Origin of the sequence: Paenibacillus cisolokensis (assembly GCF_018403665.1) — a bacterium.
Taxonomy (GTDB): Bacteria; Bacillota; Bacilli; order Paenibacillales; family Paenibacillaceae; genus Paenibacillus_AH; species Paenibacillus_AH cisolokensis.
Window position 1 is genome coordinate 1 of the sequence record NZ_BOVJ01000202.1, and the last position, 18,738, is coordinate 18,738.

Here is an 18,738-nt window from a genome sequence, read left to right on the forward strand (position 1 = left end):
GCATGGGCAAAATCGCTCGCACTCTGCCGGCTCTCCTAAGAAGGCATGCAAAACAAGAATCGGCAAAGTGGTCGTGGCGCGCCTGCAATTTGGCTATCCTTCCAGGCCATGCGGGGAACGTACCGGATAAGATTGTATTTAGTTGTCAAAGGTCCGTTGAGGGGAGCGAACATGTCCCTCTATTATTCATTTCATTTTTGATACAAAATCGGACCTTGAATTGCCAAATCAATCGAACAGAAGCGAAAGGCGAGGAGGGAAGGCGATAAACTGAGAATAAGGCTCTGAACATGAACCTTATTAATTTTAAAGTTCAATTAACGCTTGAAAGATGCGGTCTGCCATACAACACTTGTTTATCCGAATCGAACAAACCGCGATAAACGACTTGTCCCCGAGTGGAGGAAGCGTCTACTACTTTGCCGTCTCCCGCATAAATGCCGACATGCGTAATATCCATGAATCTGCCATTACGCTCGTAACTCCAAAACACAAGGTCGCCCGGAACCAAATCCGCCGCGCTTACGGTCAGGCCATTCTCCACGCAAAATCTGGCCTGTTCCGCCGCGGTTCGCGGCAAGCTAATGCCTAACTGACGATACACCCATTGGACGAGATAGCTGCAATCCGTAAAGTGGTCCTGACCGGCCTTCGGTTGGCTATACGGATCGCCTAGACGAGTCAGCGCCAATTTGACGGCTTCACTGCCCAGTTCGCCTTCGGGCAAATGCTGTTGAACCGATTCAAGCTGCTCCGGCGTTAAGCCAATATCCGTATCTTTACCAAGTATTGCAAACATGAGCAGGCGGAACTCCTCGGACAGCATCTCCTTCATAAATTCCATCTGTTCACTTGTAAAGCGGTAAGTATCTGCCTGTTGCTCCGCAGTATGGCTAGTGACGGTAATATGCAAAATGCGCTCATATCGGGTAATCGTCTCTTCGCTGCTGCTCCCGTCCTCATGTTCAACCGTAACCGTTTCCTTATGTTCTATCGTTTCAACACGAGATTCCAGCGAATTCATATCCCAGAACACCGATCGAATGATACCGATTCTTGTTGCATCAAGCGCGGCCACATCCATTCCGTTTTCCGCATCCGTGACGGTCTTCACGGCAAAGACGGCGATAATGTCCATCCAGTTATCGATCCGCGTATTGTCCGCGCTGCCGGGATAATGATATTCCACCCGGTCTACATTGCCAGCGGATTGCTGTATATCTACCAGTCGGGCGGCAAATTCATCGTCTATTTCCTGAACGATTCGAGAAAGCGGCTTTACATCGGCATCCGTATTTTCACCGGACACAAAGATACCGAAAGGAGAGGAAATGACGGCGGCACTCGCCATGACAATGCACAAAACTACAATTACCGAACCGCTGATCCCCAAAAGCGCCGTCAATCCCTTGACAAGCAGGGCGGTGGCTCTTACAACCATTTTAACGATAAGGCGATTCAATCTCGCGGCAGCTCGCGCGGTTTGAATGGACCGGCGGGCAGACATCGCCATCTGCGTAGCCCGCTGTGCTTCCTTGACGGCATTCATTTTCCCTTCAGTTTGAGCATCCGAATGATTGTTAGCGCGCTCTAGCCGATGCCCATTTTTTATAAATGGCGATAATGTCTTAAAATTTCGTACTTTCCGTTTGATCGTATAATCTGATTGTTTTGATATAGCAGAGGGGACTCGGGTTAACGGTTTCACGCGTCCATTTGCTGAACGAGATACCGCGGCGGAGAATGTTTCCTTCTTCCCGACCGGTTTTAGAGGGCCGATATCCCTTTTCTGCATCCGCTCAGGAAAGCGGCCTGTTCGAGAACGATGCAGAAGCCGGGCATTGACCCGGCTCCGTATAAATCGTTGTTTTCCTGAATGCGAGCCAGAAGACAAGACGTATTTTCCATCAACCGGCTTACGGAGACGTATGCTACGGGCAAGTCGCGGTGTACGCGTAATCGAAGACTCCGCATTGACATCAATTGGGCTCTGACTTGTGACAGAATTACCATCTGGAAACGGCCTCCTTATTAGAATGTGCCGAATCAATCTCTTGTTGATATGCAGACTCATCCCCATTTGGGCACGTATCGTTTTTATCGTAGCCGCTGCGGACTCGCGCTGCGCATATTCAACCGGAGACTGGGAAGTCGCCTTGTCATTATCCACCTGCCGCTTGGCATGAGCGCTTGAACGCTTTACACGATCCAACATGTTTTGGAATCTGTCCAACCGTTTGATGTCTTTCACAACATTCCTCGTTTTAATTTCCTTCATCGTCCCATTCCACTCCCGTCGCTGGCAGCCATTCAGCGAATTTGTTCAGCCAGCCGTTTGATCGTTCTCTCGTGATTTCGGCAATATTCGGGATAACGAAGACGAATCGCTTCAAAAAGTAGAGGGCATAGCTGCAATCAAATAATTCATGGGGAGTGGAGTGATGTTCGCCCCCCACTTCAGTCCAGCCATTCCACAAATTAAAGGCGAGTCGGCATACCCGAGTGGAACTGCCGGTTTGCCAAGGGGCCGAAAGGCCTTCGGGCTTAATGCCACCATTAGCAAAATCATACAAATCACGGATATGACTTCTGGTTTCTCGGGAAATGCCCAATGTATAGAACAATGCTCGGTGATAGCCGTCGTTGCATTTCCTTTCATCCATCATCTGAACATAAAACCTCTCGTGTTCATCATCTCGAAACCGAACCTGTTGCATCGTCACATACCCCTTTCGTGTAGAATGCAGCGGCTGGTTGCAACCAGCCGCTGTCTGAACATGGTCCTCTATATAACCGTTCATTTTGGCAGGAAAATCGGACCCTCCCACGAAACGATTACATGTTTTTGAGCAAGTATTCCATTTGTTTCAAGCCTCGTTGAATCGATTTACGAACCGCCCGCTCATCGACATGCTCGGCTCTGGCAATATCGACTTTGCTCATACCCAAGAAATAATGGGCGTAAATCCGCCTGGCAGATTTCTCCGGCAAAAGGCACATTGCTTCATAAAGTTGCTGCCTTGAAAGTTTGCGCTCGTAATACTCCTCCGGTGAAATCGAAAGAAATAAAACATGCTGCTCAATCCCATCGTTGCGATCAAGCGAATAATAGGCCCGATGGCGATATGTTCGAAGTCTGTAAGCACCTTCTTCCAAGTCGAATCGCCGCATTTCGTGGGCAACTTCTTCATCTACATCAACCCATACATCCGACTTTATAAAAGGATACATACCCCGCAAATTCATCTTTTTCATTCATGTCCCTCCATTTTGGTTTGTTGGCAAACCAAAACAGAGGGGGGGAGAACGACAGCCAACGCTGCCTTTTATGCCTTTGTATAACAGCTGTAAAAAACAAAAAGGACCTTGCCGCAGAGCGCGTCCACGCTCGATTGCGACTAGGTCTGATTGTGAAATTGAATTATATTCTTGCCGATATTTTCGCCGATTGCAGTTATGAGCAATAAGCATACATCGCCTTCACCCTCTTTCTCACCTGGCAACACCGTGTGAGAAATTAAGTGGGCTATGATGTATGGCGCTGCCCTTGTTCCGTTCAGCTCCGTGGCATCCGATATTTATCCGACAACTGCATTGACAATGTAAAAAAGCGCCGTAATTCCTTCCGCTGGCATCTGGGAAAGAAACGACGCTTGATTAAAAGTGAGTAATCACACATATTTATGGTTGCTACCATTGCACTGTCTGTCCACTTTATCAACATAACACGAAATAAGTGCATATGGCGTGCATAGTTAGTGCATAAAGAGGGCAAAACCAATGCAACGTTCGGAACATGTTCGATGCTGCCCCGACACTCTGATCCTCAAAGTTGAATATGGGGGACAAATCTATGTGCAATGCGCCTTCTGAATTCATTCAATCTGCTTGAGACGACTCCAAGTCCAGCAAAAACGCCCGATCTTTGATTTTCATGTAGATTTTGCGTAAAATTCGCTTCCGATGATAAAAGTACGCGCGGCGGGAAAGTGCCAGGCGACTTATGGCATCTGAGGACGCAATATTATCAATGTATCTCAATCGAACAAATAAGCCTTCTTCCGAGGTGAGAAACGTGAGAGCGTAGTCGATAAGACTGATTCTGGATAGCAATAATGGGATCTCATTTTCAGTGATCTGTATGCGTCGAATGACCGTTCGCAATACCGTTTCCTGTTTTCTGCCTCTGCTATGAGACGCAACCATATGCAGGGTGCGCGTCAATTCTGGGATGTGAGTGAGTTCGGATTGAACATACTTCAATCTCGCTTTCCAGTCTTTATAGGACTTCAGCCACGATTCAACTTTTTCAAAGGGAATGGGTACTTGGTCTGCGACATCACAAAGTCCTCCTTTTGATACATGCTTTCTCATCGTTTTCGGCCAGTTACATTTTTCACTCTCCATTTCCATCGTCATCTACCCTTCATTTCTAGATTCGCAGAAGTTGACAAGGTACGATATTCACAACCTTTATTCCTCTTTTTATGACTCTCACCTCCAGTAGTATTCTCCTATAAATCTCCATCTACACCCACCATTTTACCTATAAAATAAATAAATATGGAGGGTGATTTTTCATCATGCGATCAGTTCATAAAATGTCGAATGAACGCATAATGACTCGAATCGGTGCGAATCGCTAACACGTAACCCGGTCTTGCCGATCGTACAGGCCTCTTCGTTTCGCTTTTTCGGCTGCTTCATGAATAGAGCTAGCGTTGAACTTTCGAATGATGTTACGAACGTGCGATTTCATGGTGTTCTCTGTGACGCCTAACAACTCTCTAATTACCGGCTGTTTATAGCCCCACCCGATCAACTGCAAGATCTCTTTTTCAGTGGGCGTCAGCATTCGATGTAATTCTTTCCGCTTATCAAAACCAATTTCTTTACGGACAATGTTAGCAACATCGGCATGAAGAGAAGATTGCCCCCGATAGGCTTCCCTTACTGCGTTTGCGACATCCGTATAGTTGATCTTGGTAATGTAATTGATCGCCCCAGCCAGCATAGCTTCCACAATGATTTCAGGCTCATAGAGGGAGGTCAAGATAATAATTGGCATTGATTTAGTTTTCAGAACTTCAGAAATTGTATGGAGTCCATCCTGTTGTGATGAATGTAATACCAGATCAAGAATCATCACGTCTAAATCCAATTGCTCACCCGCACGAATGGCCGATTCCTTGTTTGTTGCAATATGGAATAGATTCATATCCGGCTCTGCATTGATGAGCTCCGCCATCCGTTGTTGCCAAATGGGATCGCTGTCCACCAGCAATACTTGTATCTTGCCTTCTTTCCAACGCACGACTTCATCAACTTCTATGGCATAACCTGCACGCTCCTCCATCTTTTCATCACCTCGTTGATTGTTCTGAAAATGCAAAAAAGACACGTACCCTCGAAAGGCCGTGCCTTTAACTGACAGCATTAGAGAGGGTAACCCGGCGATCATTGCACGCAGGCAGAAGACCCGTGGCTTTGCGTCCCAGTCTTTCGAACTGGTTTGCCTTTTTCCTGTATCGCTTTATTGATATATCGGGACAACTGATCAGATATTCATGCCCGTTAGGAATGAAATCCAATCCTTGTATTAAAAACTAGATGGTCAATCCAGCCATTATCGCATTAAGTTACCCCTCATTTGGTAGGATTAACTTTATAGCTTACTAAGGTCGGGATGGACAGCATCGTCGGCGTCCGTAGAGAGCGAGAGCTCTTCCCACTTAGCCAGCTCCGCGAGCTTCAATTCGTCGGCTTGCCGGATCATGTTCACGGCATCGCTGCCCAAAGGGAGCCATTGCGGCGGCTCTTCCATGTCGGCCACTTTAAGGATGACATTAGCAGCCTTCTTGGGGTCTCCGCTGGGACGTCTCCCTGTCCTGGCCGCATCGCTGAAGATATTTAGAAGTATGCCGACTGTCTCTTGATACGGTTCACCAGGCGGAATAATCTTCATCGAGGACCCTGCCCAGTCAGTACGGAAACCGCCGGGTTCAATCAAGGTTACTTTCACCCCGAAAGGCTTGGTTTCGGCGGCAAGCACGCTTGAAAACCCTTCGACGCCGTGCTTGGCAGCCGTGTATGCGGCGAGTCCCGGTCCTGCCGGTCTGCGGCCGCCGATCGTGGAGAATTGAATAAACCGCCCGCTCCTTTGCTTTCGGAAGACCGGAACAACCGCACGGCTGACATGGATGACGCCGAACAGATTGGTCTCAATCTGGGCGCGGAACTGTTCCGACGGCGTTTCCTCAATTGATCCCAGATCGGCGTATCCGGCGTTGTTCACGACAACGTCGATTCGACCGAATTTCTCTACGCCTTGAGCAATGGCCTGTTTGGCTTCGTTCTCATCGGTAACATCCAGGCGAACGGCGCAGGCGCGTCCTTCGCTTGCGGATACCAGTTCTTCCAACGTCTCCGGATTTCGCGCCGTTGCAACCACCAGATCACCCCGTTCAAGCGCCGCTTCTGCAATGGCGCGGCCAAATCCACGCGAAGCTCCCGTGATAAACCATACTTTTGCAGGCATGTATTTTGCCCTCCTTATTGAATGAACGTTTAATAAATTACTCCCTCATTAAATCACACGCCAGATTCGGTTGTCAAATGAACGTTTATTCAAGTATAATGACCCTATGATGAAAAGAGATCCCGAATCGAAAAAACGACAACTCCTTGACGCTGCCTTAAAGGAATTCGCCGCTCGTGGCCTAGCCGGAAGCCGGGTCGATCAAATTGCCGAGCGCGCTGGGTGCAGCGCAGGGCTGGTATATACCTATTTTGGCAGCAAGGACGAATTGTTCGACGCTGTGCTGCAGTTTATTGTCAACGAGACCGTAACCAATATTCCAATTATTCCAGAAGATCTGCCCGAGTATGCAGGAAAGCTGTTTGATGCGAGCGTGCAGCACCCTGAAGTCGCTCGCGTGATCATGTGGCACCGACTCGAGCGAGGCGGGACCGATCAACTGATCCCCGGAAGCATCGAGGCCGCCCGGCATAAAATCGATGTCATTCGAGCCGCTCAAGAGGACGGAAGGCTTTCATCCCGGTTTGATGCGGGACAATTGATGATACTTGTTCAAAGCATTGCTACACTGTGGTCGTCCCAACCTCCCGAGATCGCTGAACTGGCAGCCGCGAAATCGGATCATGCACGTCGACGTGCAACGGTGGTTGAGGCCGTCAGACAATTGATTTCCAAGTCCGAGGAGTCTGCAACATAACAGGGCAAATGCAGCAAAAATGGTAAAAATCAATGCATCCGCCAATATAACCGTAAATTCTGCGCGAGTAACCCGATTGTTTGGCCTGAACGTTCCATCCGGATAAGCTCCTTTGATTATTCCATCAAATCGGCTTGCTTGACAGCAATAGCCGGTAATTTCGCGGAAGACAATCCTGGGCTTCGCTGTTTCTCCGGCTTGCATGATAACCGTATGTTTTCTCGGTACCAGCTTTAAAGGCCATTCGCCAGTTGCCCTGTTCAAACACAATGGTGTTGTTATGCGTTAAATTGTAAGCGGTCGGTTCATGTCGAAACCAACCGCTTACCGCTATTTGGTTAAGCCTCTCCGGGTTTCGTCGTCATTAAGCTATACAGCTTCGTTTGCCGCGGGAACCTGTCGGTAAACGGCACAAGGGAACTGCCTACCTTCATCAAGCCATTCCCGGCGTCAACATTGGTAATATAAGAGAGTTGCAGGTCCGAAATATTGAGAATCTTGGCAAGCTCCATCCGATCGGTGCTGGCCTGATTCAGCATGACAATAAATTCGCTGTTCGCGAGCATAGTCCGGGCCGTATGGCTTTGCAGCAAATCATCCACGTTTTGTGTAATGCCCGTACAAAAAGCGCCATACTTTCGGACGCGCTTCCAAAGCGTGAACAGAAAGTTGGCGCTGTATTCATGCTGAAACAGAAGATAGATTTCGTCAATAATGATAAATGTATTTTTGCCTTTAACCCGATTCTGTGTAATCCGATTCAGGATGCTGTCCAGTACAACCAGCATGCCGATCGGGAGAAGCTGTTTGCCCAAGTCGAGAATGTCATAGCAGATAAGCCGATTATGGACATTGACATTGGTCGGCTTGGCAAACGTATTCAAACTGCCGGAAGTAAACAGCTCGATCGCAAGCGCGATGTCCTGCGCTTCCGGCTCCGATTGGTTGAGCAGCTCCGCGCGAAAGTCCTGAAGCGTCGGCGGCTGCCCCTTATAGTTGCTCTGCAAATACTTCCTGTACACGCTGGCGGTGCAACGGTCAATGAGCGACTTTTCCTTGGCTCCCAGCTGATAACCGCCAATCAATTGCTCGCAGAGCGAGAGGACGAATTCCGATTTGAGAATAATCGGGTTGGCTCCGTCGCCATATTGCCGGTTCATATCCATCGCATTGATATGGTTGGGCGAGGTGGCGGATATATGAATCGTCTCGCCGCCCAATGCGTTCACCAGTGCGGAGTATTCCCGTTCCGGGTCGATCAAAATAATATCGTCGTCGCTGGCCAGCATCTGGTTGACGATTTCCCGTTTCTCGGTAAAGCTTTTGCCGGAACCGGATACGCCGAGAATAAAGCTGTTTCCGTTCAGCAGCTGCTTGCGATTGGCAATAATCATGTTTTTGCTGATCACATTTTGCCCATAGTAAATGCCGCCCGGATGCACGATTTCCTGTGCCCGAAACGGAATAAAGACAGCTGTGCTTTCCGTCGTTAACGTCCGCAAGGCGTGAATCTTCCGCAAGCCGTAGGGGAGCGCCGTATTCAGACCGTCCATTTGCTGATAGGTCAGCGTGGAAAACTGGCACAAATGCTTGCGGGCGGTGGTGAGCAGCGCCTCCGTATCGCTTTCAAGCTGCTCCTTGCTGTCTGCGATGTGGACCATCGTCAGCAGGCCGAACATCATCCGCTGATCGCGGGTGGTCAAGTCGTTCAGAAATTCTTTGCTCTCTTTGCGTTGCTGCTCCATGTCGTAGGGGACCACGGCAGAAAAATTATTGTTTCGGTTTTGTCGCCGCTGCCAGTTGGTGATGTTCGTCTCCACGCCAAGCAAACGGCTCTCCACCTCACGAACGGCCTCGTCAGTCGGAATCGGGATAATATCCAGTGACAGCAGCAAATTCCGGTTCAGGTCGCAAAGCTCGGACACCATGCTGTCCTTTATATAGCTGGCGTATTCCCGCAGAAAGATGACGCGGCCAAAAAAGTTGCCCATCCGAAAATGATCTTTTTCAAACTCGAACGTATCCGGGCAAATGTAGTCCTTGAAATCATGACCCTTGCGCATCGTTTCGGACAAATGGAAACGAAAATCCGCTTCCTCGCCGATCCGAAAGAAATCATGGAAAATGCGCAGACGGTCGGTTGCATCCAGTTCGATACATTTGGAACCGAGACGGGAAAAATGCGTCATCAGTTCGGTTCCGACCCTTGCGAAATATTGACGGGCTTCCTCCACATTTTTCTTGACCACAGAAATGGTAACGTACTTTTCCTGAATCGTACCGTTTGCGCCGATGGCCTTTGCGAGCAACATCTCGTTGTACTCCTGCCGGTACACATCTAGATGATCCTCCCGAAGCGGAATCAGAATCGAGCTTTCAAAATCGGCCCGGTTCAAACGCCTGTTATGGATCGTGATCTTCGTGGTCGCTCCGCTGTCGAGGGAATTAAGCAGCTCGGAATAAGACAGGAACAATTCTTCCTTGTCTTCTCTGGACGCTACGGCGTAGTTGATATCCTCGAACCGATACGATTTGGAGAACTTGTTGCCGACAAAAAAATCCCGTCCGGCCAGAGGGCGCGAATCGGGATGACTTGCTGAACGCCTTTCGGAATGACAAATCGTTCCTTGTCCTGCTTGATGATGCGTCTGAGCGTTTTAATCATGGCGCTTCATCCTTTCCTGCTCGTAACTATGCATGTTCTTTTTCAGCGCTTCAACATAGACATTGGTCGAATAGAAGACGAAGCGTCTTGGCAGCAGAAATTCCGATTTCACATACGCCCAAAGCAGCTGCTCGGCCGTCATGCCGTGATAGCTGATGAAACCCAAGGCTGCGCAGGGCGCAGCCCCCAAAATGCACATCCAGCTGAGCGTTTCCAAGCCAAAGCGGCCGCGCAGTCCAAAATATAGTCCGATCGCCACGCCGACAGCCAGCACAGAAAAAAAGAACTGCCGCAAGGACAGTCCAAAGAATAAGCTTTCCGTATAATCCCGGATTTCCCGGTTAATTTTCACTTCCATTTGAAATCCTCCCATAAACGATGCTCACTATGGTCTACAACTCGCCCTCAGCTTCCGGTTGAACCGATGTTGGCTCTGTCTTTTTCGATCTTGCCAACAACTTATCGCCGGATAGAAGAGGATCGGCTAAAAGCGCAAATACAAGCTGAGCGCCGTCTCGCATGCCTTGCAAATATAACCATTCATTCATGATCGCCTGCTTAAAATGGTGCTTGTCCTCCCATTCCATAAACGCCGGCAACTGCGTCATATCCACGCCGGAAAACATTGCTTGAAAAGCCGATTTCTCTTCATCGCGACATCTACGCAACTCGGGATGGTGTTCGATCCGAGCCGAAACGTGGTCCAGCCGCCGCTGGATCGCATTTTGAAACCATAACGGAAACTCCATTGACATCCCCCCTCCTTGTGCGAATGCGATCTAGCGCAACTGATGCTCTCGTCCGGACTTCCTTTGAAGCCACTGGACAATCCATTCGTCCACCTTCCGGCTTTGAGCCTGAACCGCCTCATTCTCAAACAGAGGAATTCCCTGATCAAGAGATTTTTTCCCAAGTTCGTTCAACTTTCTTCTTTCCTCCTCCAATTGACCAAGCAAACGTGTCATCGGTCGGCCTCCCAGTGTCTTCATTAGATCGGCGTTCCTGGCTGTCTGAAAGATAGATTACCTCTCTATTTTATTGCGTAAATCGGTTTATTTCATTTTAATGCGATATTCGCATTAAAACAACGATGCACTCACGTACAATTTTGCTTGTAATGTGAGGTGCATATAAATGAAACATCGTAAAGAACCGCCAGGCGACAAAAATATAATCGGCGTGAGAGTCGTTGCCATCCGCAAGGCAAAGGGGATGAAACAGAAGGAGTTTCTCGCCAGACTGCAAACGGCTGGTCTCGACATCAGTCCTACCAGTCTTTCGCGTCTGGAAGGGCAGTATCGGCTTGTCCAAGACTACGAAGTCGTGGCGATTGCCAAAGCGCTGGATGTTTCCGTCCGGGAATTGCTGGGCGAAGAATCGGAATGAAGCTACAGCCCCATCATCTCCCTCACCACCCGGTCCGCCATTTTGACCGTCCCCACGAGCACCAGCATGTTAAAAATCAGCTCGCCGATGTACGTCCACACCATCGTAACCGCGCCAGCGCCTTCATCGACCGCCGGGGGAGCGGAGGCAAAGGCGGAGTAGATGATGCAGGCGAGTACGATAATCGCTCCCTCTAGGCAAGCGGCCGCATACCCTTTGAGAAACGATTTACCGATATTTTGGCTCGGCTCCCCGGCAAAGGAGGAAAGCGGAACGGGAGCGATGGCCGTATATAAATAGATACGAAAAACCGTCCGTACACCGAGAGGATCATCACAAAAGACAACACCGTGATGAACAGACTGCCCAGAAGGGAGACGACCCACAGCGGAATGCTTTGCCAAAAGCCGACGTCTTCAATCGCTTTTGCAATGGTGTTCGGCAAAGTCATAGCCTCCGTCCTTCCGAACCCGGAACGTCCCATCATCGTGGAGATGATTCCCTGAACAATGGTAAACAGCGCCATCATGAGCTCCAGCCCGTAGGTAACGACCGCTTTGGCCAGGACAAAACGGATAAACAGCTTGACGGCCATCTCCGGCTTTTTCACTTCGGCAAAATTGCCGGTCGTCTTCACCACGCCGATCACAAAAAACAAGACCAGAAGCGCCAGTCCCGTCGCCTGCAACGCGCCGTGAATGTCGGTAATGACGCGCCACACGCCGCCGCCCTTGAAGTCGGCCGGCGACTCGGTAACAAGCTGCCAGATTTCGTTCATTTTCTCGTTCCATGTATCGAGCGCATGTTCGAGATTGTCAATAATCCAACTGTTTTTGGCCATATTCTCACCCCTTTTCTGTAGATGGGGAACGGACAAATCGCCCGTTCCCCTCATTTGCGACTCCCGTTTAACCGGCAATCAGGGTAAGAATTTCCTTCGTGAAGGTAATGATAATTCCGCCGGCGAGCGTCAGGAACCCGTTCGCTCGCTGGGAAGGATCGTGAGACTTGAGCGACAATCCGATCTGCACAATGCCGAAGCCGAGTATGATCATGCCGATGGCCCGTATTAATCCGAATATGAAAGTGGACAAATTATTGACCGTCGTCATCGGGTCGCCCTCGGCATAAGCGGTAGAGACGAATACGGTTCCCGTTAACATCAGCATGATGTACAGTGCCAGCAGCCGTTTCTTTTTGAACTTCATTTTCATCATTCCCCTCGTAAAAATAGCGACTCCATGTCTTCTTCCGACAGAAGCTCGTACTCTCCGTTTTCATCAAGCGTCACGGTTCGCCAATCGAGCGCAAGTTCCGTGCCCCCATGCTGGTAGGGAGGACCGTTGCCATCCGTCGTGAGAGCGACATGGGGATGCCTGAGCAAATCGTATTTGTCGTCCTGAACAGGACGCTCGCCGCGAATAAAGAGCAAGGCATGACGGTTATCGAGAAGCCGCACCTCATCGGGCGTCAGCAAGTCGCGGCCGGACAACTGATAGTTGATCGAATAGCTGCCGCTGCGTCCCTTGCTTTGGCCATAGGTGTTCGTGTCGATCGTTTCCTTGCCCAGCAGCTCCGATACGTATTTGTGGGTGGATTGTTCATTGCCGCCCAGGTACAAGAACACGTCGCAGTTCCCAACGATCGATTCCCACGACTCCTTGTACAGCGATTTGAGCTGCGCCAAATTTTGCAGGATGATGGAAACCGAAATCTCGCGGCTGCGCATCGTGGAGAGCAGCTTGTCGAATTCATCGGGCAAGGCAACGTTGGCAAATTCGTCCATCACGAAATGCACGTGCACGGGCAAGCGTCCGCCGTGCCGGTAGTCGGCCTCATACATCAGGCATTGAAAAAGCTGGGTGTAGAGCATCCCGACGATGAAGTTGAAGCTGCTGTCGTTATCGGGAATAACGGCAAACAACGCCGTCTTCTTTTCTCCCATGACAGCCAAATCCATTTCATCGACCAGGCTCATCCCGGCAATCGAATGCAAGTTGAACTTCTCCAGCCGAACGCCGAGGCCGATCAATATCGATTTGGCCGTTTTCCCCGCTGCCAGCTTGAAGATGTTGTACTGTTTGACTGCCAAATGCTCCGGGTCGCGCATCGCCAGCCGTTCAAACAACTCGTCCAGCGGACTCTGGTAGGTTTCGTCTTCTTCTCGCACTTCGGCGGCAGCGATCATCTCCATCACCATCGGAAAATTCTGTTCCTCCGGCGGCGCTTCATAGAGCAAATACAACATGAGCGCCTCCAGCAGCGCCGTTTCGGACCGTTCCCAGAACGGGTCGTTCGTATTGCTGCCCTTCGGCGTTGTATTGCGAATCAGGTTGGTGACCAGCTTCAGCACATCCTTGTCGTCGTTCAAATAGGCGAAAGGGTTGTAGCCGTGGGAGCGATGCGGATTGATCAGGTCGAGCACCTTAATGTCATACCCTTTGGCCTTGAGCAGATGACCGGTATCCCGCAAGATTTCGCCTTTCGGGTCGAGAACAACGAAGGACGTATGCGCCTGCATGACGTTCGGTTTGGCATAAAAGCGCGTTTTGCCGGAGCCGGAACCGCCTACGACGAGCACATTCACATTCCGGCGATGCTTGCGGCCGTCGAGTCCGATGCAAACCTGCTTGGTTAAAATTTTGTTTTGTTCCTGCTGCTTGCTTCGATATTTGGCGCATATGCTTTTCGCCCGGCCCCATCGCGCGCTGCCGTGCTCCTCTCGTCGTCGATAGTTTCGCGGGGAGGCCAAGTAAATACAGACGCCGAGTCCATAGGCCAGCGTAAAAATGAATAGACAGCGCGGCGTATCGTCTACCCACTGAATGTCGAACGGGTGATTGATCGCCGCGCTGAGATGCTCCACAATCGCCGGCAGCCCCCGGAAAATGCAGGGGCGGTCAGCATCGCCGCCCACAAGACGGGAATTAAAAAAAACGCAAAGAGTATCAAATGACTCCTTGCGGTTTCAACGCGCCTCATGATGGCTCCGGCGTTTATGTTTTTGATAAGGGGCGTCAATCGTTTTGAGCAACAGTTCATCGACGGCGTCGGTGGGGCGCTTCTCGCCGATCAAATCGTTTCGCAGCGTATTCAGTGCATGCACCACAATGCCATGCTCGTAATGATCCAAACAGAGAATCCGTTCTTCTTCCTTCACAGGCGCTCCCTCCTGAACAAAAATTGAGCATGTCCCCCGCGGCGCTCCTATCTTGCTGGTTCTGTCCGATGTTGTTGCCGCTGCTGCGCCAGCATCCGGTTCATCTTGCGGGCCATGTCATGCGCGGTATCCTTCATCACCGCCAGTTCGGCGCGAATTTGCTGCGGTTCGATGTCCTTCAACTTCTCCTGTACACGATGGAAACGAAAGGACGACGTGTCCACGCCGAACTGCTTGCACAGCATGTAAGAGGCGCAATATGCATGGAACGTAAAATGGGAACGGCTGTAACGGCCATCGCCGCGATCCAGTTCCGCATGCGCCAGTTCCTGCGCGAGCGACCGGAAAATGTGCCCGGCATCCATGCCGCGGCGGATGACAATATTGCGCATGTCCGGCTGATAGAGCGCATGCGTTTCCGGCGGCATCGCATCCCCAATGACGATCGGAACAGGAGCGCGATCCATCAGCGCTTTGATGCGCATCCGGTCGTCCGGATAGGTCGGTTGCTCCCGTTTTGGGTTGGCCGTCGTTTGCGCGATGTCGAACATCTTTTTGAGGTTATAGCTGATGCCGGTGCTGCCGTCTTCCCTCCGGTACTCTTCGCCCGGCTCCAAAATATAAAAGCCGGTTTCCTTGCGGCGAATAAACACGCCTTGTTCCTTCCACGAATCGAAATCGGCGATGCGGGTCGCCTCCGGCCGCTGCGTGAGAATCAGAAGCGCATTGGATACGCTGTAGCGGTCGAAACGGCTTTGCACATCCAGATATCGCTGAAATTCATCGCCGCTTTGCGCGATGGCGGTCGTGGCGGAATCAATCGTCTCGTAGGCCCATTGCCTGAGTTCCTGCTTTTTCTGCGCCCACGCTTCCTTGTCAAAAGGTTGCTCGGACGAATTCGCGGAAGAACGGCCGGATGCTTCCTGCCGGAATAAATCGTCCAGATTGTTCATTTCGCTTTCCCTCGCTTTCGGGTTCCGATTGGTTTGGTTTTGCCCGTCTTCGCTTTTCCAATATCTCGCTCATTTCGATTGGTCAGCGACGGCTCCTTGATGATCTGACGTCGTTCTTTCTCCGCCTTCCGATTTTCTTCCCGGATCTCGCGCAACAGTTCACGGATCGATGGCCGCCGCGGCGTTGTCCCGGCTTCCGGTTCAATCATACCCCTTGCGGATGCTTCGCTGCGCCCGGAGGTAGGCTCGGACGGATGGGGCGGCTCCGTCGTCGCCATCATGGGGTTTGGGTTGCCGTTCGCCGGGGAAGTTGGCTGCGCCGATTCGGGCCTCTGCATCAGTTCGGCCAAAAATCGTCGGTGCTCTTCGCTCCTTGCGTTCCCTTGACTTCCGCTCCTTGTACCTCCGTCTTCTGCCGGGTTTGGTTCGATGCTTGTTGTTGACGCTCCCCGGACGCTGGATGGTCCTGCTGTTTCCCGGCGCGGGACTTCTCAATTTCGCTCTTAATGCTGGCCGTATCCACGGTCGCCAGCTTGAACCGCTCGACGATGCGGTTGATTTTGGACGCGTCCTCGGCCCGCACCATCACATCGCACAAGCCATCGACATTCTTTTTGTCCCGCAGGGCGCAGTACAAAACGCCGTATCGTTTGGCTTCCTTGCAGAACGTGGGCAAGTCTTCGTTTTGACGGCAAACACTTTCAATTCCTTGCCGCTGCGGAGCAAGCTTTCCAGACGAATGCTGCCCTTCGTCCGCTTCTGCCCTTGCAGGGCGGCAAACAAATAGACGGCCAGATGCTTAGCGCCTTCGCCGGAAATCTTGGCCATCACCTCGATGCCCCTCAGACTCATGTTGACGACCTGATCGGCCGCCTCGGCTCCACTGCTCATGGATGGTATCCTCCCTTCGTAATGGTTGATTTTGCCTGTCGCCATGTAGTTTGGTCATCATTTCACTGGATCGGGCAAGGATGCCCACACACAGCTTCACCTCCTTTCGAAGCGCGGCAAGCCGCTTGGATAATACGGCTATTTGCGCTTTGCAAGCGTCGATCCGGCCTTCCTCCTTGCAGCGGCGAAGACGGTTGTACAGCGCTTTGCGCTCGCTGGAAAGCAGGCGCATCTCCTGTTGGGCAATGGATACATAGTCCAAAAGCTGCTCTTTGCTGGAGATACGGCGCTGGCACAGCAGTTTGGTCTGCGCGGTAATAATCGCCAAATGCCACAAGTCTTCCCGCAATAAAAATGCGTCCTTCTCACGGACGCGCGAAAATGAGGCAGTATGCCCATCTCATATAAATAGCGCAGGTACAATGCTTGCAAGCCGCTGAACTTCCTGCCGGATCGAAGCGTTCCTTTGCAAACGGCCCTTCTGCGTCGCGGCATCGGCAAAGGCTGTGGTTTACGGGGAATGCGGTTTCGCAAAATCCGCTGTTTCAGAGCTTCTTCCGTATAGTCGTCTCCCAGACTGCGCAAACGAACGAAACGTTCCTTTCCGGGCGGACGCACCGCCACATGCTTTACGGTCGTTTTCACTTCATAGCCCTGCTTCTGCAAAGAGGTGATAAACTGTGTCCACGTCATGGATGCCGCGATCGCCTGATCTACATCGGTCCGAATCAATCCTCGCCAAGTCGGCTTGCCTTCCCGATCCGCTTTCCATTCTCCGTAGTGTTTGGCCTTGCCCGGCTCGGGCTGCTCAATTACTGACAATGCATGTTCCCGGCATAACCGGTCGGATGTTCTCCGCAGAAGGGCATAGGAGGCTTTGTTGTCGTAGTACCGTTTGCCGTCCATAAAAGAGACAGAGTTGAGCACGAAGTGATTGTGCAAATGCTCTTTGTCCAGATGGGTCGCTACAATGACTTCAAAACGATCTCCCCACAGCTCCTGCGCCAGCTTGACGCCGATGGCGTGCGCGATCTCCGGTGTGGCTTCGCCCGGCGCAAACGCCTGATACCCGTGAAAAGCCACAATGCCTTCCGTCTTTTGAAACTGCCGCTTGGTGCGCTGCATTTGCTCATAGGCCGTTAGCGGATCGCAATTGATGCCGCTCACATACAACTGCTTTTCGGTTTTGTTGCCGGATTGCGCGTAATCCAACACCTGTTGCAAGCTTTGCTGCTCGGCACGATCCTGGGCAGTTTTTCGGGATTGGCCGCATAGTCGATCACGCGTTTTAATCGGTCGGTGACATCCCAAATGGCTGTGGTCGCCAAGCGTGCCACCTCCTTTTAAGGAGTACACGCATCGGGATTCGTTCCGTCCGATTCGGTTCTTCTCTCCGGCGAAGTCACGGCCTGCTGGATATGCTGCACCGCGCGGCGCAACCGATCGGCCTCCTGCTGGAACACCGCCCGATCCAGATGACCGGTCGCATGCGCTTTCACCGCCAGTTGGTTGAGATTGTTGCCGATGGCGTGAAGCTCGCGCATCATGGCGTAATAATCCGGCGGCGGCAGCGCCTTCGGGATATAGCCATTGATCAAGGAACGGAGATAACCTTCCCGTGAAAGTCCGGATTTTTTCGCATTGGCTTGGAGTCTTGCGTCTTCTTCATTGTTCACCCATACCTGAATGCGAATCCCTCGTTTTCTCATCGCTTTCGCTTCTTTCTTCAAACAGAATGGTCTTAATAAAAATGCTAAATGGCTTCTGCCGTCTCTGAAAAATACCGTTCATTGTTGCAACCTTTATTCTTGAAAAACAGCGTGCTGTTTAGATGTGGGGGTATTAGGGGCCTGCCCCTAACAAGCCGAATTTGGGAGACCAAATTCAGTGCTTGCTGCAACACGAGACATTCGTCTCGCGTTGCCTTCAAAGCACCTGCCGGGAAAAAGAGGGAACCCCAAAAACACAAAAAAGACGCCGATCCGCTCGGGCGTCTTCCGCAGAACTTTTTTGTTATCGCACCAACCAGCGGTAATCCTGGCGGCAGTCTACAATGAAATCGACATACACGATTTCATCCTGAATCTGATACAACACCAGATACCATTTATCTACGAACATTTTGTGATACTTGTTTGACGGGATAAATTCCGCTTCGAGAAAAGGATAACGTTCCGGCATTTGCGCCAAGGAACGTATCGCATGCAGCAATTCGTTTTTCGTTTTTCGCGCGGCATCCGGATTTTTTCCGCAAGGAATCGCACATGAACCGCCAGCATTTGGCGGGCGCGATCGGAAACGACGATCTTATATCGGGGCATCTTTTCCATGCTGAACCTCGTCAATAATGCCCTCCAGGTAAGCGTCCAGTTCATCCGGCGTCACACCAGCACGGCCCGCCAAACGATCCTCTTGCACAGCGAGCAGTTCTTCGCGCAGCTTTAACAT

The 18,738-nt window shown here is 51.1% G+C and carries 22 protein-coding genes, 1 pseudogene and 1 riboswitch; of the genes and pseudogenes, 2 read left to right on the forward strand and 21 right to left on the reverse strand.

Going from position 1 to position 18,738, the window contains the following annotated elements:
* Positions 1 to 313 precede the first annotated feature (313 nt).
* The 6 genes from PACILC2_RS23615 to PACILC2_RS23640 all read right to left on the reverse strand — a co-directional run bounded on the left by PACILC2_RS23615 (position 314) and on the right by PACILC2_RS23640 (position 6,538).
* Positions 314 to 2,278: a C40 family peptidase gene (locus PACILC2_RS23615; RefSeq protein ID WP_213531247.1), complete on the reverse strand. Its 1,965-nt coding sequence runs from the start codon at positions 2,276 to 2,278 to the stop codon at positions 314 to 316.
* Positions 2,265 to 2,717, reverse strand: coding sequence for a DUF6075 family protein (locus PACILC2_RS23620; protein ID WP_244863800.1), 453 nt, complete (start codon positions 2,715 to 2,717; stop codon positions 2,265 to 2,267). Before PACILC2_RS23620 ends, PACILC2_RS23615 begins: the two co-directional genes overlap by 14 nt.
* 118 nt (positions 2,718 to 2,835) lie before the next feature.
* Positions 2,836 to 3,255 carry an RNA polymerase sigma factor gene (locus tag PACILC2_RS23625; protein ID WP_213531249.1) on the reverse strand — a complete coding sequence of 140 codons (420 nt, stop codon included), beginning with the start codon at positions 3,253 to 3,255 and terminating at the stop codon, positions 2,836 to 2,838.
* A 624-nt stretch (positions 3,256 to 3,879) separates the two neighbouring features.
* Positions 3,880 to 4,413, reverse strand: coding sequence for a hypothetical protein (locus PACILC2_RS23630; RefSeq protein ID WP_213531251.1), 534 nt, complete (start codon positions 4,411 to 4,413; stop codon positions 3,880 to 3,882).
* Positions 4,414 to 4,642: 229 nt separating this feature from the next.
* A complete protein-coding gene (locus tag PACILC2_RS23635) occupies positions 4,643 to 5,356 on the reverse strand; it encodes a response regulator (RefSeq protein ID WP_213531253.1) in 714 nt (237 codons plus the stop codon).
* Positions 5,357 to 5,441: 85 nt separating this feature from the next.
* Positions 5,442 to 5,527: riboswitch (cyclic di-GMP riboswitch) on the reverse strand.
* A 138-nt stretch (positions 5,528 to 5,665) separates the two neighbouring features.
* Positions 5,666 to 6,538, reverse strand: a complete 873-nt coding sequence (locus PACILC2_RS23640; protein ID WP_213531255.1) for an SDR family NAD(P)-dependent oxidoreductase — start codon at positions 6,536 to 6,538, stop codon at positions 5,666 to 5,668.
* 106 nt (positions 6,539 to 6,644) lie between these two features.
* Here PACILC2_RS23640 and PACILC2_RS23645 point away from each other — a divergent pair, with 106 nt between their 5' ends.
* Positions 6,645 to 7,235, forward strand: a complete 591-nt coding sequence (locus PACILC2_RS23645) for a TetR/AcrR family transcriptional regulator (RefSeq protein WP_213531257.1) — start codon at positions 6,645 to 6,647, stop codon at positions 7,233 to 7,235.
* Between the two features lie 57 nt (positions 7,236 to 7,292).
* Here PACILC2_RS23645 and PACILC2_RS23650 read toward each other — a convergent pair.
* From PACILC2_RS23650 to PACILC2_RS23675, 6 genes and pseudogenes are all read right to left on the reverse strand, one after another.
* Positions 7,293 to 7,439: pseudogene (locus PACILC2_RS23650) on the reverse strand (S-layer homology domain-containing protein); the annotation flags it as partial.
* A gap of 134 nt (positions 7,440 to 7,573) precedes the next feature.
* Entirely contained in the window at positions 7,574 to 9,808 is a 2,235-nt protein-coding gene (locus tag PACILC2_RS23655) for a VirB4-like conjugal transfer ATPase, CD1110 family (protein ID WP_443678860.1), read from the reverse strand.
* Positions 9,733 to 9,900 (reverse strand): hypothetical protein, encoded by a 168-nt coding sequence (locus PACILC2_RS29815; RefSeq protein ID WP_213531261.1) that lies wholly within the window; start codon positions 9,898 to 9,900, stop codon positions 9,733 to 9,735. Before PACILC2_RS29815 ends, PACILC2_RS23655 begins: the two co-directional genes overlap by 76 nt.
* The gene (locus tag PACILC2_RS23665) at positions 9,893 to 10,258 is read right to left on the reverse strand and encodes a PrgI family protein (RefSeq protein ID WP_127486769.1); all 366 of its coding nucleotides are present in this window, start codon (positions 10,256 to 10,258) and stop codon (positions 9,893 to 9,895) included. Before PACILC2_RS23665 ends, PACILC2_RS29815 begins: the two co-directional genes overlap by 8 nt.
* Before the next feature lie 34 nt (positions 10,259 to 10,292).
* Positions 10,293 to 10,649 carry a hypothetical protein gene (locus PACILC2_RS23670; RefSeq protein ID WP_127486767.1) on the reverse strand — a complete coding sequence of 119 codons (357 nt, stop codon included), beginning with the start codon at positions 10,647 to 10,649 and terminating at the stop codon, positions 10,293 to 10,295.
* A 30-nt stretch (positions 10,650 to 10,679) separates the two neighbouring features.
* Complete coding sequence (locus PACILC2_RS23675) at positions 10,680 to 10,865, reverse strand: aspartyl-phosphate phosphatase Spo0E family protein (protein ID WP_127486765.1); 186 nt, start codon at positions 10,863 to 10,865, stop codon at positions 10,680 to 10,682.
* 169 nt (positions 10,866 to 11,034) lie between these two features.
* On the opposite strand from PACILC2_RS23675, the gene PACILC2_RS23680 reads away from it, so the two are divergent.
* Positions 11,035 to 11,286, forward strand: a complete 252-nt coding sequence (locus tag PACILC2_RS23680; RefSeq protein ID WP_054819090.1) for a helix-turn-helix domain-containing protein — start codon at positions 11,035 to 11,037, stop codon at positions 11,284 to 11,286.
* A 193-nt stretch (positions 11,287 to 11,479) separates the two neighbouring features.
* Here the strand turns inward: PACILC2_RS23680 and PACILC2_RS23685 are convergent, their stop codons facing one another.
* The 9 genes from PACILC2_RS23685 to PACILC2_RS23720 all read right to left on the reverse strand — a co-directional run bounded on the left by PACILC2_RS23685 (position 11,480) and on the right by PACILC2_RS23720 (position 17,999).
* A complete protein-coding gene (locus PACILC2_RS23685; RefSeq protein ID WP_244863801.1) occupies positions 11,480 to 12,127 on the reverse strand; it encodes a VirB6/TrbL-like conjugal transfer protein, CD1112 family in 648 nt (215 codons plus the stop codon).
* A gap of 67 nt (positions 12,128 to 12,194) precedes the next feature.
* Entirely contained in the window at positions 12,195 to 12,494 is a 300-nt protein-coding gene (locus PACILC2_RS23690) for a glutamyl-tRNA amidotransferase (RefSeq protein ID WP_425454001.1), read from the reverse strand.
* A 5-nt stretch (positions 12,495 to 12,499) separates the two neighbouring features.
* A complete protein-coding gene (locus PACILC2_RS23695; RefSeq protein ID WP_244863802.1) occupies positions 12,500 to 14,152 on the reverse strand; it encodes a VirD4-like conjugal transfer protein, CD1115 family in 1,653 nt (550 codons plus the stop codon).
* A gap of 102 nt (positions 14,153 to 14,254) precedes the next feature.
* The gene (locus PACILC2_RS23700) at positions 14,255 to 14,446 is read right to left on the reverse strand and encodes a hypothetical protein (RefSeq protein WP_213531263.1); all 192 of its coding nucleotides are present in this window, start codon (positions 14,444 to 14,446) and stop codon (positions 14,255 to 14,257) included.
* Between the two features lie 47 nt (positions 14,447 to 14,493).
* The gene (locus PACILC2_RS23705) at positions 14,494 to 15,399 is read right to left on the reverse strand and encodes a hypothetical protein (RefSeq protein WP_213531265.1); all 906 of its coding nucleotides are present in this window, start codon (positions 15,397 to 15,399) and stop codon (positions 14,494 to 14,496) included.
* On the reverse strand, positions 15,396 to 15,749 hold the full coding sequence (locus tag PACILC2_RS27610) for a mediator of RNA polymerase II transcription subunit 21 (protein ID WP_244863803.1): 354 nt from the start codon (positions 15,747 to 15,749) through the stop codon (positions 15,396 to 15,398). The genes PACILC2_RS23705 and PACILC2_RS27610 overlap by 4 nt, the downstream gene beginning before the upstream one ends.
* Complete coding sequence (locus tag PACILC2_RS27615) at positions 15,737 to 16,105, reverse strand: PcfB family protein (RefSeq protein WP_244863805.1); 369 nt, start codon at positions 16,103 to 16,105, stop codon at positions 15,737 to 15,739. Before PACILC2_RS27615 ends, PACILC2_RS27610 begins: the two co-directional genes overlap by 13 nt.
* A gap of 323 nt (positions 16,106 to 16,428) precedes the next feature.
* Positions 16,429 to 17,646, reverse strand: a complete 1,218-nt coding sequence (locus PACILC2_RS23715; protein ID WP_244863804.1) for a relaxase/mobilization nuclease domain-containing protein — start codon at positions 17,644 to 17,646, stop codon at positions 16,429 to 16,431.
* The gene (locus tag PACILC2_RS23720; RefSeq protein ID WP_213531267.1) at positions 17,634 to 17,999 is read right to left on the reverse strand and encodes a plasmid mobilization protein; all 366 of its coding nucleotides are present in this window, start codon (positions 17,997 to 17,999) and stop codon (positions 17,634 to 17,636) included. Before PACILC2_RS23720 ends, PACILC2_RS23715 begins: the two co-directional genes overlap by 13 nt.
* Between the last annotated feature and the right edge of the window lie 739 nt (positions 18,000 to 18,738).